At 35.4% G+C, this 13900-nt stretch carries 14 protein-coding genes, 1 tRNA gene, 1 other RNA gene and 1 pseudogene; 2 read left to right on the plus strand and 15 right to left on the minus strand.

What is annotated here, in order from left to right; translation table 11 throughout:
- Positions 1 to 331 precede the first annotated feature (331 nt).
- From BHX94_RS12325 to treP, 10 genes are all read right to left on the minus strand, one after another.
- Positions 332 to 1183 (minus strand): patatin-like phospholipase family protein, encoded by an 852-nt coding sequence (locus BHX94_RS12325; RefSeq protein WP_111747070.1) that lies wholly within the window; start codon positions 1181 to 1183, stop codon positions 332 to 334.
- A 103-nt stretch (positions 1184 to 1286) separates the two neighbouring features.
- Complete coding sequence (gene recR, locus BHX94_RS12330) at positions 1287 to 1883, minus strand: recombination mediator RecR (RefSeq protein WP_096077803.1); 597 nt, start codon at positions 1881 to 1883, stop codon at positions 1287 to 1289.
- A gap of 1 nt (position 1884) precedes the next feature.
- The gene (locus BHX94_RS12335) at positions 1885 to 2205 is read right to left on the minus strand and encodes a YbaB/EbfC family nucleoid-associated protein (RefSeq protein WP_096077802.1); all 321 of its coding nucleotides are present in this window, start codon (positions 2203 to 2205) and stop codon (positions 1885 to 1887) included.
- Positions 2206 to 2223: 18 nt separating this feature from the next.
- Positions 2224 to 3885 carry a DNA polymerase III subunit gamma/tau gene (gene dnaX, locus BHX94_RS12340; RefSeq protein ID WP_111747072.1) on the minus strand — a complete coding sequence of 554 codons (1662 nt, stop codon included), beginning with the start codon at positions 3883 to 3885 and terminating at the stop codon, positions 2224 to 2226.
- A gap of 118 nt (positions 3886 to 4003) precedes the next feature.
- Entirely contained in the window at positions 4004 to 4540 is a 537-nt protein-coding gene (locus tag BHX94_RS12345; protein ID WP_111747074.1) for an immunoglobulin-like domain-containing protein, read from the minus strand.
- A gap of 28 nt (positions 4541 to 4568) precedes the next feature.
- Positions 4569 to 4751 carry a hypothetical protein gene (locus tag BHX94_RS12350; RefSeq protein WP_111747076.1) on the minus strand — a complete coding sequence of 61 codons (183 nt, stop codon included), beginning with the start codon at positions 4749 to 4751 and terminating at the stop codon, positions 4569 to 4571.
- A gap of 181 nt (positions 4752 to 4932) precedes the next feature.
- Positions 4933 to 5198: signal recognition particle sRNA large type (gene ffs, locus BHX94_RS12355), an RNA gene on the minus strand.
- A 47-nt stretch (positions 5199 to 5245) separates the two neighbouring features.
- Positions 5246 to 5983 carry a trehalose operon repressor gene (treR, locus tag BHX94_RS12360; RefSeq protein ID WP_111747078.1) on the minus strand — a complete coding sequence of 246 codons (738 nt, stop codon included), beginning with the start codon at positions 5981 to 5983 and terminating at the stop codon, positions 5246 to 5248.
- A 48-nt stretch (positions 5984 to 6031) separates the two neighbouring features.
- On the minus strand, positions 6032 to 7669 hold the full coding sequence (treC, locus tag BHX94_RS12365) for an alpha,alpha-phosphotrehalase (RefSeq protein WP_111747080.1): 1638 nt from the start codon (positions 7667 to 7669) through the stop codon (positions 6032 to 6034).
- A gap of 96 nt (positions 7670 to 7765) precedes the next feature.
- Positions 7766 to 9235, minus strand: a complete 1470-nt coding sequence (gene treP, locus BHX94_RS12370) for a PTS system trehalose-specific EIIBC component (protein ID WP_096077797.1) — start codon at positions 9233 to 9235, stop codon at positions 7766 to 7768.
- A 180-nt stretch (positions 9236 to 9415) separates the two neighbouring features.
- Between treP and BHX94_RS12375 the strand changes: the two genes are divergently transcribed.
- The gene (locus BHX94_RS12375) at positions 9416 to 10144 is read left to right on the plus strand and encodes a serine hydrolase (RefSeq protein ID WP_111747082.1); all 729 of its coding nucleotides are present in this window, start codon (positions 9416 to 9418) and stop codon (positions 10142 to 10144) included.
- Here the strand turns inward: BHX94_RS12375 and BHX94_RS12380 are convergent.
- The 5 genes from BHX94_RS12380 to BHX94_RS12400 all read right to left on the minus strand — a co-directional run bounded on the left by BHX94_RS12380 (position 10123) and on the right by BHX94_RS12400 (position 13802).
- Positions 10123 to 11031 (minus strand): C40 family peptidase, encoded by a 909-nt coding sequence (locus tag BHX94_RS12380; RefSeq protein WP_111747084.1) that lies wholly within the window; start codon positions 11029 to 11031, stop codon positions 10123 to 10125. The genes BHX94_RS12375 and BHX94_RS12380 overlap by 22 nt on opposite strands.
- Positions 11015 to 12112, minus strand: a complete 1098-nt coding sequence (locus BHX94_RS12385) for a dipeptide epimerase (protein ID WP_111747086.1) — start codon at positions 12110 to 12112, stop codon at positions 11015 to 11017. Before BHX94_RS12385 ends, BHX94_RS12380 begins: the two co-directional genes overlap by 17 nt.
- 110 nt (positions 12113 to 12222) lie before the next feature.
- A tRNA-Ser gene (locus BHX94_RS12390) sits at positions 12223 to 12315 on the minus strand.
- Between the two features lie 63 nt (positions 12316 to 12378).
- Positions 12379 to 12756 carry a nuclear transport factor 2 family protein gene (locus BHX94_RS12395; protein WP_096077793.1) on the minus strand — a complete coding sequence of 126 codons (378 nt, stop codon included), beginning with the start codon at positions 12754 to 12756 and terminating at the stop codon, positions 12379 to 12381.
- 116 nt (positions 12757 to 12872) lie between these two features.
- Complete coding sequence (locus BHX94_RS12400; RefSeq protein WP_111747088.1) at positions 12873 to 13802, minus strand: SdrD B-like domain-containing protein; 930 nt, start codon at positions 13800 to 13802, stop codon at positions 12873 to 12875.
- On the opposite strand from BHX94_RS12400, the pseudogene BHX94_RS12405 reads away from it, so the two are divergent.
- Positions 13782 to 13900, plus strand: a pseudogene (locus BHX94_RS12405) (BCCT family transporter); the annotation flags it as partial. The gene BHX94_RS12400 and the pseudogene BHX94_RS12405 overlap by 21 nt on opposite strands.

The raw sequence follows: 13900 nt of genomic DNA on the forward strand, positions 1-13900 counted from the left end.
CTCCATAATAGTTTGTTTGATAATGCTCTTTGATTGCTTATGGCAATCACTCTTGGGAGTGAACTAAGTTCACTCAAATTATTGGAATTAACGTTGACATATTGTCATTCAGTTTTCAATGTTCATTGTGTTTGTCTTTCTGCCTCACAAGATTTAATTATACTCTCTTGTGTTTTGAAAGTCAACAACTTTTTTAAAAAAGTTTTTTGTTGTCTTTCGAAGTGCTTGCCCCGTATGAGTTATCTCTACCGGACAAGATATAACTATACAGGGTTTCAAACACTATAACAAGCATAAAAATTACACTTTTGCTGCTTTTTTTAAACTTTTTTTAATTTTCTTTTGTATAAAGCCATTCTTTTATCTTCGGCAGTTGTTCTAAAGCATCTTGATAACCTAAATCATACATTGCTGAAAGCTTATCTCGATTCTTTTCCATACGATCAACTTTTAAATCTTTAGATGGACGAATAACAATTGCATGACCATTCTTTTCCTGGTTATCGACATATTGCAGTGTTTCATTATAAACTGCAGGACGTTTTTGCATCGCTTCATCTACTTTCTTATAACCTTTCACTTTAAAGTATTTAGAAAGTCGACTCGAACGTTTTATATATCCTTTCGGTCTAGTAAGTACAACCACATTGTTAATCATGCCATCACGTTGTGCTTTTCTTAAGGGTATTGGATCTGTAACACCACCATCTAATAACTTCTTACCATCGTATTCTACGATGGGTGCCATTAACGGTAATGAACTTGATGCACGCAGAATCGTCATTAAGTCTTTCTTTAAATATGCTTTATTAAAGTATTCCGTTTCTCCTGTTTCACAGTTTGTGCACGCAATGACATATTCGCCTTTATATTGAAGAAAGTCTTCCATATTAAACGGTACGTGCTCTCTTGGAATTTCATCAAAGATAAAATCCATTCCAAACATCTCTTTATTCTTTATATAGTTAGAAAGAGATAAGTAACGTTTATCATCTAAAAAATCTAAAGATACTTTCTTATTTCTTCCTTTCTGTTTTGAAAGATAAGACGCTGCCATATTCCCACCTGCCGAAACACCAATTACATAATTAAATTGAATATCATGTTCTAAAAAACAATCTAATACTCCCGCGGTATATATCCCTCTCATACCGCCACCTTCTAATACTAATCCAGTTGTCATTTTATTCACCTCATTTCACATAATTATAGCAACTATTTTTAATACTTTCATATTATTCGTTTATAAAAATGACCTCAAAACAATTCGCTTTGAGGTCATTTCGTTATATCTCTGTTCTACCAGATATCGCTTTAGATAAAGTTACTTCATCTGCATATTCTAAATCTCCACCAACAGGTAAACCATGTGCTAAACGCGTTGTTTTAATACCAATTGGTTTAACAAGTCTTGAGATATACATTGCAGTAGACTCACCTTCAATATTTGGGTTGGTTGCCAGAATTAATTCCGTTACTTCTTCATCTTTTAAACGCGTTAAAAGTGATGGAATATTAATATCTTCTGGGCCGACACCTTCCATCGGAGAAATTGCACCATGTAACACATGATACATTCCTTTATATTCGCGCATCTTTTCCATTGCAATAACATCCTTCGTCTCTTCAACAACACATATCATAGAACGATCACGTGTTGTATCACTACAAACGTAGCAAGGATCCGTATCAGTAATATGACCACAAACTGAACAATATGTCAGTTCACGTTTCACGTCTACTAATGCTTTCGCAAAATTCATCACGTCATCTTCTTTCATATCTAAAACATGAAAGGCAAGACGACTTGCAGTCTTCGGACCTATACCAGGCAACTTCATAAAACTATCGATAAGTTTCGATATTGGTGCAGGATAATGCATATCACATCATTCCTGGAATGTTTAATCCTTTAGTATGTTGTCCTAAACGTTGTGCAGTAACATCATCTGCTTTTGCTAATGCATCGTTTGTTGCAGCTAATACTAAGTCTTGTAACATTTCGATATCTTCTGGATCTACTACTTCTTCTTTAATGATGACATCTAATACTTCTTTATGTCCTGAAACAACAACAGTAACCATACCGCCACCTGCTGTCCCTTCAATTCTTTCTTCTTTTAACTTTTCTTGCTCTTCAGCCATTTTCTTTTGCATCTTTTGCATTTGTTTCATCATTTGTTGCATATTTCCGCCACCGCGCATATTCATTTCCTCCTAAGTTTAATCAATAATATTAATTGCATCTTCACCAAATAAATTTGTCGCTTCTGATACAATATCAACTTCTACAGGTTTGTCTTCCTGTTTTGGTTGTTTTCTATTCTCAATATAAGTATGTCGAACTTGTAGCCATTGAGAATCTGGTACTCCTACCATTTTAACTTGTTTTTTAATAATTGTGTATACTATTGCTTCAATCTGTTCTCTTTTTGCATCATCATTATTGACCATATCACAATGAATATCTTCACCAAATTTAATAAGCACATGTGTACTACTTGCTGCGACAGGCTCTGAATGTTTCAGCAAGCTCACTAATGAACGCTGCCCTTGCGATTCAACGTGAGCAAGCAGCTCTCCCCAATTACTCTTTAAGAAGTTTAAGTCCTCACGATTCGCATTATCAAGAACTGTTTCTATTTGACGCATTGAGAAGGCATTCTTGTTCTTCTTAGACTCTTTCTTAGTTGTCTGAGGTGCTGATGCTTGAGTAGCACCTTGATTGATACGAGATTCTAAAGCATTGATACGCGCTTCAATATGACTTGTATCTACCACTGGTGCAGCAGCATTACTTTGTACACTTTGCTGAGGTGCACCCGCTTCACTTTGTTTCACGAGCTCAGACAGTTTAACAATAAGTACTTCAAAATGTACGTTCGAATTGACAGAAAAACGCATCGCTACTAGTGTATCGTTAATCTTATCAATCATTTCATAAATTGTAGGTAATGCTAATGAATAAATCGCAGCATCGCCCTTTTGATCTGTCGCAAATTCCACAATAACATCACGCAGAAAATAAATTAAATCATTTACTAGACGGGTAACTTCCTTACCATCCGCAAGTAATTGATGATACTGTCCAAAAGCACCTTTAACGTCATGCACAATCACTTTATCCATGAGTGACATTAAATCATCACGGCCAACACTACCGGTCACATTTAAGACATGATTTAACGTTAACTTCGCTTCACCAAATGCGATTGCCTGATCTAAAATACTTAACGCATCACGCATACCACCTTCAGCACTCGTTGCGATAAACTCTAGTGCAGCATCTTCATATTCAATACCTTCCTTGTTACAGACAAATGCTAAGTGGTCTTTAATATCAGGTAAAGCAATTGCTTTGAAGTCGAAGCGTTGACAACGTGAAATAATTGTAGCTGGAATTTTGTGCGGTTCTGTTGTCGCAAGAATAAAGATGGCATGTGCAGGTGGTTCTTCTAACGTCTTTAACAACGCATTAAAAGCACCCGTAGTAAGCATATGCACTTCATCGATTATATACACTTTATATTTGGATTCACCCGGTGCATATTTGACTTTATCACGAATATTACGAATCTCATCTACACCATTGTTACTCGCCGCATCGATTTCTATTACGTCAGAATTCGTTCCATTTGTAATCGACACACAAGTAGGGCAATGATTACAAGGTTCACCCGTATCACTTTCCGTACAGTTAATCGCTTTAGCAAAAATCTTAGCGATACTCGTTTTCCCTGTACCACGTGGACCATTGAAAAGATAAGCATGAGAGATTTTATTTTTCTGAATTGCATTTTTTAAAGTTGTCGTAACATGCTTCTGCCCCACAACTTCTTCGAAAGACTGTGAACGAAACACACGATATAAAGCTTGATAACTCAAGTGAGTCCCCTCCAACAAAAATTAGTAATCTTATTATAACATTGAACGGAAAACCGTCCTATTAAAAGCACTAAAAAAAACTTGAGGAAAAACCTCAAGCTTTGAAAAATCTAAATTATTATTTCACAACGACATAACGCGTCTTTTTAGCAGTGTTACCTTTGCTGTCTGTCGCAGAGTAGTAAATTTTGTATTTACCTTTTTTACTTGGATTAACTTTACCTTTGTACGTTACTTTAACATATTTTTTATCTACATAGTCATAAGCTTTAATACCTTTAGTATAAGAGAATGTCTTTTTGCTGTAAGTTGTACTTTTAACACCAGAGATTACAGGCGCTGAGTCGACTACTATTGCAGTGTTAGAAACATAAAGGAAGTTGCGTTCTTTACCGTTGTATTCTTTTAATCTGTTTCCATCTTTATCATAAATAGCAAATTTAACAGTGTAGTTACCAGGTTTAGTAAATGTAACTTTGTTATCTGCCACTGGTAATTTCTTTTTACTACCTACAGGTGTAACGCTCATTACTTTATTAATGAAGTCTTTATTATTCAATTGGATATTGCTTTTTGGTTCTTCATATAATTCTACATATGCTGGTAATTTATATTTTTGACCCGCATTAAATTGGTAACCATTGAATGAAGGCATAACAGGACCGTCAACTACAACTGGTGCTTCAGGTTTTTGCTTTTTCTACTGCAGATTCTAAACTTTGTTTGGCAGTAGGCGAAGTTGTAGTATTTCCAGTTGTTGTAGGTTGAGTTGAATGCGTTGTTTCAGCACTCGCTACCCCAGTTAAAATCGTTATCGATAAAAGTGCAGATGCGATACTTGTAGAATATAGCTTTGATACGTTCATTAAATTCACCCCTTTATCAATAATATTGATATTTTCTACATTATAATCAAACTGATACAAAATATCCGTATTATTTACAAGTACTACACAATATTCACAATTATGATTATTTTAATGAAACAAAAAAACACGCCATATATGACGTGTTCATCTATAAAACGCTATTAATTTATAATTAAAACCGTGCACCTTTGCTTTGAATAACAAGCACAAGCGTTACCCAAGTCGACAGCTCAAAACCGGCTACCCCAGTCACATACAAAGTACCACTTAATGCTGCTTCCTTCCGGACCTGACATGATTCATGGGTTTATATTGGCTAGGACCGATCTCTCAACACTACGTATTCAGGTCAGACCTCACAACTTGTTACCCGAGGCAAAGGGATTAGGTCTTGCCTAAGCGGATTGCAAGTACAGGGAACCGCTACCTCCCCACTTAGCACGGTAATATTTATAATACTAAATCTAACTATATATTGCAACAATAAACTTCTACTTCTCTTTCCCAATCGTTCTTCTTGAGAAATCTACAAACTTAAATTCACTTGCTCTATGTTTAGACACGTTGTATTGAAATGGTATCGCATCAGCAAGATGTACAATTGAGCGCACGACTGCTGCATACGGTGGTGTTGCTTCAACAAATAAATCTATTTCATATTCAGACATCGGTTCGAATGTAATCACTTTATTAGAATATGCAATCTTTAATCCTAAACGTCGTTCGATATAATCATAAATTGATTGTTCAGCAATTTTTTTAGAAAGTGCCGGCATCATTTCTTGAATGAAATAATCTGTGTCCACAATGTTAACAAGATCATTCTTTCTTCTTGAACGAACGACTCTAAATAACTTTGTATCTTCACTAATATTTAACGCTTCCTGTACTTTTGGATGATCCTTCGCCACAACTGTTTCAAAACTTTCCACTACAGTATGATAGTCCATATTAAGTGATTGTTTTATCTCTTCGAAACTAATCAATTGTGAAACCGGAAAGTTCAAAGATTGATCATAAATAACAACCGATCCTTTGCCTTTGAGCTTTTGGATAAATCCATTTGTTTGTAATAAACTTAATGCTTTTCTTACTGTTTCACGTGATACGCCATACTTTTTTACAAGTAAGTTCTCAGATGGCAACTGTTCACCATGCTTGTACTCATCATTAATAATCTTTCCACTTAACTCCTGATAAATCTTTCGATACTTATTACTGTTCACCATGCCACCCCTATACTTTATGAGTCAATTAGCATCAAAAACTCGGAAAGTTTATCGAAGAATGGCGATTGCTTGATAGGGTTCCAGTACATTTGAATGATATGTTTCATTGTTGATTAAGATGCTACCTTCAATATCTATTGAAGATGGCACATCAACCGGTTCATCTGTAAAGTTCGCTAATACAAGTATAGACTTATCATCAAGCTTTCTTTCATACGCAAAAATTTGCGGATGCTCTTCTAATAAAGGTTTCACCTCTCCGTATGTGATAATATCTAAGTTATGTCTTAATTCAATTAACTTTTGATACGTATAAAATACAGAGTTTTTATCTGCTAGTGCTTGTTTTACATTTATTTGTTTATAATTTTTGGCCACATCAATCCAAGGCGTGCCAGTTGTGAATCCTGCATTTTCACTATCATCCCATTGTACCGGACTTCTTGAATTATCTCGTGATTTATCTTGTAATATATCTAATATTGCATCATTTGTAAACCCATTATCTGACATGATTTGATAGGCATTTGTAGACTCAATATCGCGATATTGGCCGATGTCATCTAAATACAAGTTGGTCATACCAATTTCTTCACCTTGATAAATATAAGGCGTGCCTTGTAGGAAATGTAATGTTATCGCTAACATTTTTGCACTTTTTACACGATGTTCCTCCGTTGAATCATCCCCGAAACGGCTCACAACACGGGGTTGGTCATGATTACACCAGAAGATTGCGTTCCACCCGCCACCTTTAGAAATACCAACTTGCCATTCGAATAAAATACGTTTCAATTCAATAAAATCAAACGGCATTTTAGTCCATTTTTCACCATCTTTATAATCTACTTTAAGATGATGGAAGTTAAAGACACTGCTTAATTCATGACGATCTTCGCGCGTGTAGTTAATACAATGCTCTAAAGTCGTAGAACTCATTTCACCAACTGTCATAAACCCTTCTTTATCACCAAATGTATTACGGTTTAACTCATTTAAGAATTCGTGAACACGCGGACCATCAGTATAAAATTCTTTACCGATTTTCTCTGAATCCCTATATTCCGCTTTAGAAATCAAATTGATTACATCGAAACGGAAACCATCTATACCAAAATCAATCCAATAATTAATCATGTCATAGATTTCTTTACGTAACTGTTCATTCTCCCAGTTTAAATCAGCCTGAGTAACATCAAATAAACGTAAGTAATATTGATTCGTCACAGGATCTAATTGCCATGCATTACCACCAAACTTTGATTCCCAGTTTGTCGGAGGCTGTCCATCTTTCCCGTCTTTCCAAATATAATAATCGCGATATGGATTATCTTTAGACTTTCTACTCTCAACAAACCAGTTATGTTCAGTACTCGTGTGATTGATAACAATATCAGACATGATCTTAATGCCACGTGCATGCGCTTCATCTAATAAACGTTTAAAGTCTTCTTTCGTACCGAAGTCTGGATTAATCTCATAATAGTCGCTAATATCGTAACCATTATCATTCATTGGAGAACGATACACCGGTGTTAACCATAAATAATCTACACCAAGCGTCTTTAAATAATCTAACTTTTCAATAATACCGTTAATATCTCCCTGACCATTGCCTGTTGTATCCTTAAATGACTTTGGATATATTTGATATACAACTGACTTTCTCCAATCAGTAACTGCCATTATTAAAACTCCTAACGTTTTTTTGATAATATAAGTTTACAACGAACAACCTGTAAGTACAAGTTGCTCGTTGATTTATTAATTAACTATGAAATTTTATATAGTTTTGTCTGATACGATAGGCTCAGCTACATCTTCGCCCATTTTTTTCTTAGCGAAGTTTGAGAAGATTAATGTTAATACGATAGGTAAGACAATTGCAATAATCATACCGATTAAGAATGTACCACGGAAGCCATCATTGATTGAGATAATACCAGGAACACCTCCGACACCAACTTTACCTAATACTTGTTGAGAACCGAAGATAGCTCCCACTAAACCAGTCGTTAGTACTGCTGCGATAAATGGGTATTTTAATGGAATATTAACCCCGAACATCGCAGGTTCTGTAACCCCTAACCAACCTGAGATACCAGAAGTTAATGCTAAACCTTCTTCTTTAACCATTTTTTTGCGTTTATATAAGAACCAAGCTGCAAATGCTGCTGAACCTTGAGCAATATTTGAGATTGCTAATATTGGCCATAAGTAAGTTCCACCTAATGGAGAACTCATTAATTGGAAATCTACAGCTAAGAACATATGGTGTAAACCTGTAATTACAAGTGGTGCATATACTAGGCCGTATACTAATCCACCTAACCATCCAGCTGATTCAAAGATCATTTGAATGAAATCAGTGATTTGTGTACCTAACCATAGTGCTACTGGACCAATAATGATAAATGATAAGAAACCAACTAATAATAATGAGACAGGCCCTACAACTAACATCTTAATTGAATCATGAACTCGTTTATTTAACCATCTCTCAACTTTAGCTAAAACCCATGCCGCGATTAATACTGGTAAGACTTGACCTTGATAGTTTAATTTATTAATCATCAAACCAAATACATCCCATTGAGGAATCTTTGTTAATTCACCCGTTTCTGCGTTACCTAATGAGTATTGAGAAGCAAGTCCAGGGTGACAAAGAATTAGTCCAAGTACTAAACCTAATAACGGACTACCACCAAATACACGCATCGCACTCCAACCAATTAATGCTGGTAAGAAAATGAATGGTGCTGCTGCAATGAAGTTAATGATTTCTGCTAAATCTTTTAATTGTGGGAACATTTCCACTAAAGATTGTTTACCGAATAATCCTCCAGCTGTTAATACGTTGTTTAGACCTAATAATAAACCGGCTGTTACGATTGCAGGTAAAATTGGAATAAATACGTCACCTAACGTTTTAATTGCGCGTTGTAACGGGTTCATCTTTTCTGCTGCTGCTGCTTTTACATCGTCTTTTGAACTTTCACCAACACCTGTTTCATCAACGAATACTTTGTAAGCTTCATCAACTGTACCTGGTCCAATAACGATTTGGAACTGGTTATTCGCCGCAAAAGATCCTTTTACTAAATTGATTTTATCTAATGCTGCCTTATCTACTTTCGAATCATCTTTTAATGCTAAACGTAATCTTGTAACACAGTGCGTTGCTGCTGATACATTGTCCTTACCACCAATTGCACTAATAATGTCTTTTACTTCTTGTCTGTTGACGGCCATTCTGGTCAACTCCTTTATTTTAATATGCATTCATTGTATACTGTCTATACAAGTATGTAAAGGTTTTCTGAAAAGGTTTTCAACATTAAAATTTTTATTTAAATATTATTTTTTTACACATTTTATCTTTACAAAGTTGTATTATATTGATATGCAAGCAACGAAGGGAATGTGAACTATATGGAAAATAATTCAGTATTATTGCAGCATAACAATTTCAGTAGCACTTTAATGTCATTGAACGGTGAGACACTTTACCAATTCAATGAGAAGCAGGTTTATCCTTCTGCGAGTTTAATCAAATTACCGATAATGTTATATATCTTCGATCAGCGTTTACATGATTTAGATACAATCATTCCAATCGATGAAAAAGTTGAGGGTGCTGGTGTGTCTCCTTATTTATCACAAACTGAATATACTGTTCACGATTTAGTTACGTTAATGATTATTGTGAGTGATAATCGTGCAACAAATACATTGATTGAATGGATTGGCATGGATACTTTAAATGTATATTTCCTGCGCAATAATCTTGGTGCTACGAAACTGCAAAGAAAGATGATGGATACAGAACGTCGTGCCCTTGGATATGATAACTTTACATCTGCACAAGATATATTTCATACGCTGTCACTCATAAAATCCCATGAGCAATTTAAAGCGATGTTTCAAATTATGACACAGCAACTTTTAAAAGATAAGACTTTGATGTATTTAACAGATGAGACAATAGAATTTGGAACAAAAACAGGTGACTTTGATAATGTGCTTCACGATGCAGGGATTGTTAGATTTAAAGACAACGAAATTATCTTCGTTGTCTTAACAGATCATGATGATGCACAATTCATTCATCAGGCATTCCATGACCTAGGTTTGTATCTTCAATCTTTAGTAAAGTCATAGACACGGCTTGCACCGACATATATATCTGAGTATAATCCAGATTCAATTGTTCTTTCTTCAATTGCGTTCGGTGTATTCGGTGAATGAATCATAAACCCGCTGCCGATATAAATACCGATATGCGATATTTTATCGATATCTTTAGCATTAGAGAAATATACTAAGTCTCCTGGTATTAAATCTTGTTTATTGATTGCTTTCGTTACTAAATATTGTTCATGTGCATCTCGTGGTAAGGTAAAACCAACATGACGATACATATGATAAACAAAGCCTGAACAATCATAACCGTAACTAGACATGCCACCCCACAGGTAACCTAGATCAATATACATTGAAGCTGCTCGGTACAGTTCACGAAAACTAGGGTTCTGCTTAGGAACCCTATGTTGCTGTATTGCGACGGCTTCTTTTTTTAGTTTTAATTGACCATCAGGACTATTAACATATACATAGTCATCTTCTATGTGGTTAATAGGTAATGTTGTGTTGAATGATAGCACATAGAAAGGCATATCTTCTTTATAACTTAATGTCTTCGGCACAATAACTCGTGCATATTGAATATTATCTGTTACTTCTATTTCACCGATATGAGATTTCGGAATAAATCCAGGATAACCGCGAATATCGCTTTCTGATGCTTGTTCTACACACACAACTTCACACCATTCATCAATCTCTTCAATCACTTCAAGTGGTTCTCCGTACAAAAGTTGTGTATCAATTCTAGAATCATCACAAAACGATAATTTCTGTTCTAAATTTAATTTGAGTAACCACTTTTGAATGTTTGCTGGATAATCCGTTGCATCAGAATCGATATCTCGAGCTTTATCTATACTACGCCATACTGTACTTACCGGTACTTTACAAACTTTCTGCATCTGCTAACGCCTCCAATAGTTTTTCATTATCGATACCTAAACCGTTCCCTTCACTTAAACTTACTTTTGGTCCATCATATGTGATACCTCCTAAAATTGTTTTTCCTTTCAACATAAAAGGTGCATCAAAATCTACCTTTTCTATATTAAGCGCAAGCGCTAAGTGCATTGCTGCTGTAAGTGCTATGTGTGACTCCATCATCGATCCAAGCATACACTGAATCCCTTTAGCTTGTGCTACTTGATGAATCTGAAGTGCACCGTATATACCTCCTGATTTCATGAGCTTAATATTAAGCCACGATACACCACCAAGCTTTGCGATTAACGCTGCATCATAGACATCAAACAAACTTTCATCTGCCATAATCGGTATTCCACTCGATTGCGCTATATTAGACATCCCTAAATAATCTTTTCTATACATTGGCTGCTCAATGCAATCTACTTCAATATGTTCATGCTTTAAATAATCAATGAAACGAAAAGTATCCTCTTTACTCCATCCTTGATTTGCATCAATTGATAACTTTAAATCTGGCACAACATCACGAATAGCAAGTATTCTCGCCATATCAAGATCAACATCATTCCCAAGTTTCACTTTTAAAGCTTCGAATTTTTCTTCAGCGTACATAACCGCATCATGCGTCATTTCTCCTATACCATTCAAACTCACAGTATGACTTGTAGTTAACATATGTGCACTAGCACCTTTGTTTAAATACTGATAGAGCGGTAAATCCGCTTCCTTTGCCAGCAAATCATAGATTGCCATGTCCAGTGCTGCTTTAGCACTAGTGTTATTTACAATACCTGTCTGGATAATCAGCAATAAATCTGTCGATACTTTTTGTCCCACTAGTTTTGGTCTTAAATGCTGTATCGCTGCCACAATACTTTGAACCGTATCTCCTGTAATGACAGGAGTAGGTACCGCTTCTCCTACTCCCATCCACCCATTATCAGTTTTAATAAACACAATGATACTTTCAATCACATCTGTTTCACGAAGTGCAGTTTTAAACGGTTTTTTGAGCTTTGAAATTTGTCTCTCTATAACAATATCTTCAATAATCATCCCATCACCTCTAAATATTCTGAATTTTCTATAATTATACCAGAATATAAAAAAAATGACTCAAAATTAATTGAGTCATCAATATATTAAAATATTATTAGTCTAAATAATGGCGGAGGAAGAGGGATTCGAACCCCCGCGAGCCGTTAAGCCCCTGTCGGTTTTCAAGACCGATCCCTTCAGCCGGACTTGGGTATTCCTCCAAATAAGACAATATCAATAATATAATAAAGGAACAGTACTGTCAATATTATTTACTGATATAATCATAATTTTTTATAAGTAGAGATATCAAGATGTGATATTTCCCATTCTTCTTCAAATTTCACTAAAGATAATCTCGATTTTATTCGCCATTTATTTCTATAACCTTGTAAGTTTGCATCTACAATATTATACGCAATTACTGTTGCTAACTTCTCTTTAACAAGTATTTCAATAGCTTCTTCTCGCATCTTAAAGTATTTTACGTCTTGATTCTGAATAGCCTCTAATAATTCCTTCTTTGATAGCTTATATCCAGTCAAATCAGCTATATTACTACCATTCATAAATAATCGATCTAATTCTTTTAAATCCTCATTAATTAGCGATTCACATAGTGATTTGTAAACATAATATATTTCTTTTTCAGGAGCGTCCATATTATCCTCTCCCATCAAATGGTTTATTATTCTTGTTTATATATACCCGGATAGCTCAATCTCACACAATTAAATAAAAAAATGGCTACCCAAATGGATAGCCAATAAAAATTATATTAATTTTTTCTTCTTGATAGTAATAACAACATACCACCTAATGAAATAAACGCTAATCCAGCCAAACCAGTATTTTTAATAACTTCACCTGTATCTGGCAAGAAAGTTTCATCTTTTGATGGAACAGGTTTGATATTAACAATGTGATCTTCTGGTAATGATGGTTTGTTAGGTATTTCATTAGTAGGTGCTGGTGGCGTTACACTTGTTCCAGGACCTTTTGGAATCTCTATTGTCGGTTCTTCTGTCGTCGGTTCTTCTGTTGTCGGTGCTTCTGTTGTCGGTACTTCTGTCGTCGGTAATTCCATCGTTGGTAATTCCGTCGTCGGTACTTCTGTCGTTGGTAATTCCGTCGTCGGTAATTCCGTCGTCGGTAATTCCGTCGTCGGTAATTCCGTCGTCGGTAATTCCGTCGTCGGTAATTCCGTCGTTGGTAATTCCGTCGTTGGAGTACCTCCACCTTCTAGTTTGAACATACCCATATCTACCGTATCATCGTTACTGTTATTGATAATAACTTTTGTCACTTTTCCATTAGAATCTTTATCTAATGAAGATTGACCAGTTGGTGATGCTTCAAATCCATCTGGTACAACAAATTCTACAGTATACTCACCATTTTCCAGCCCAGTGAAAATATAATGACCGTTTTGATCAGTAACTACTGAAATTTTTGTTCTGTCTGGTTTAGTTAAAATCACAGTAACTCCACTTATACCAATTTCATCAGAATCTTGGACACCATTTTTATTTTTATCATTCCATACAAAATGACTAATAGAATAGATATTTTTGCCTGGTTCCTCTGTTGTTGGTGCTTCTGTTGTCGGTGCTTCTGTTGTCGGCGTTTCTGTTGTCGGTGCTTCTGTTGTCGGTGCTTCTGTTGTCGGCGTTTCTGTTGTCGGTGCTTCTTTCACTGGGGATTTCATGCATGGGCCACTTATGGTGTAGTAGCATTAGGGCTTGCATATGCTCAATTTAGAAAAGGTGAAGCGGGATTAATTTCTAAAACGCTTAGACCTGTATT

Origin of the sequence: Macrococcoides bohemicum (genome assembly GCF_003259675.1) — a bacterium.
GTDB lineage: Bacteria > Bacillota > Bacilli > Staphylococcales > Staphylococcaceae > Macrococcoides > Macrococcoides bohemicum.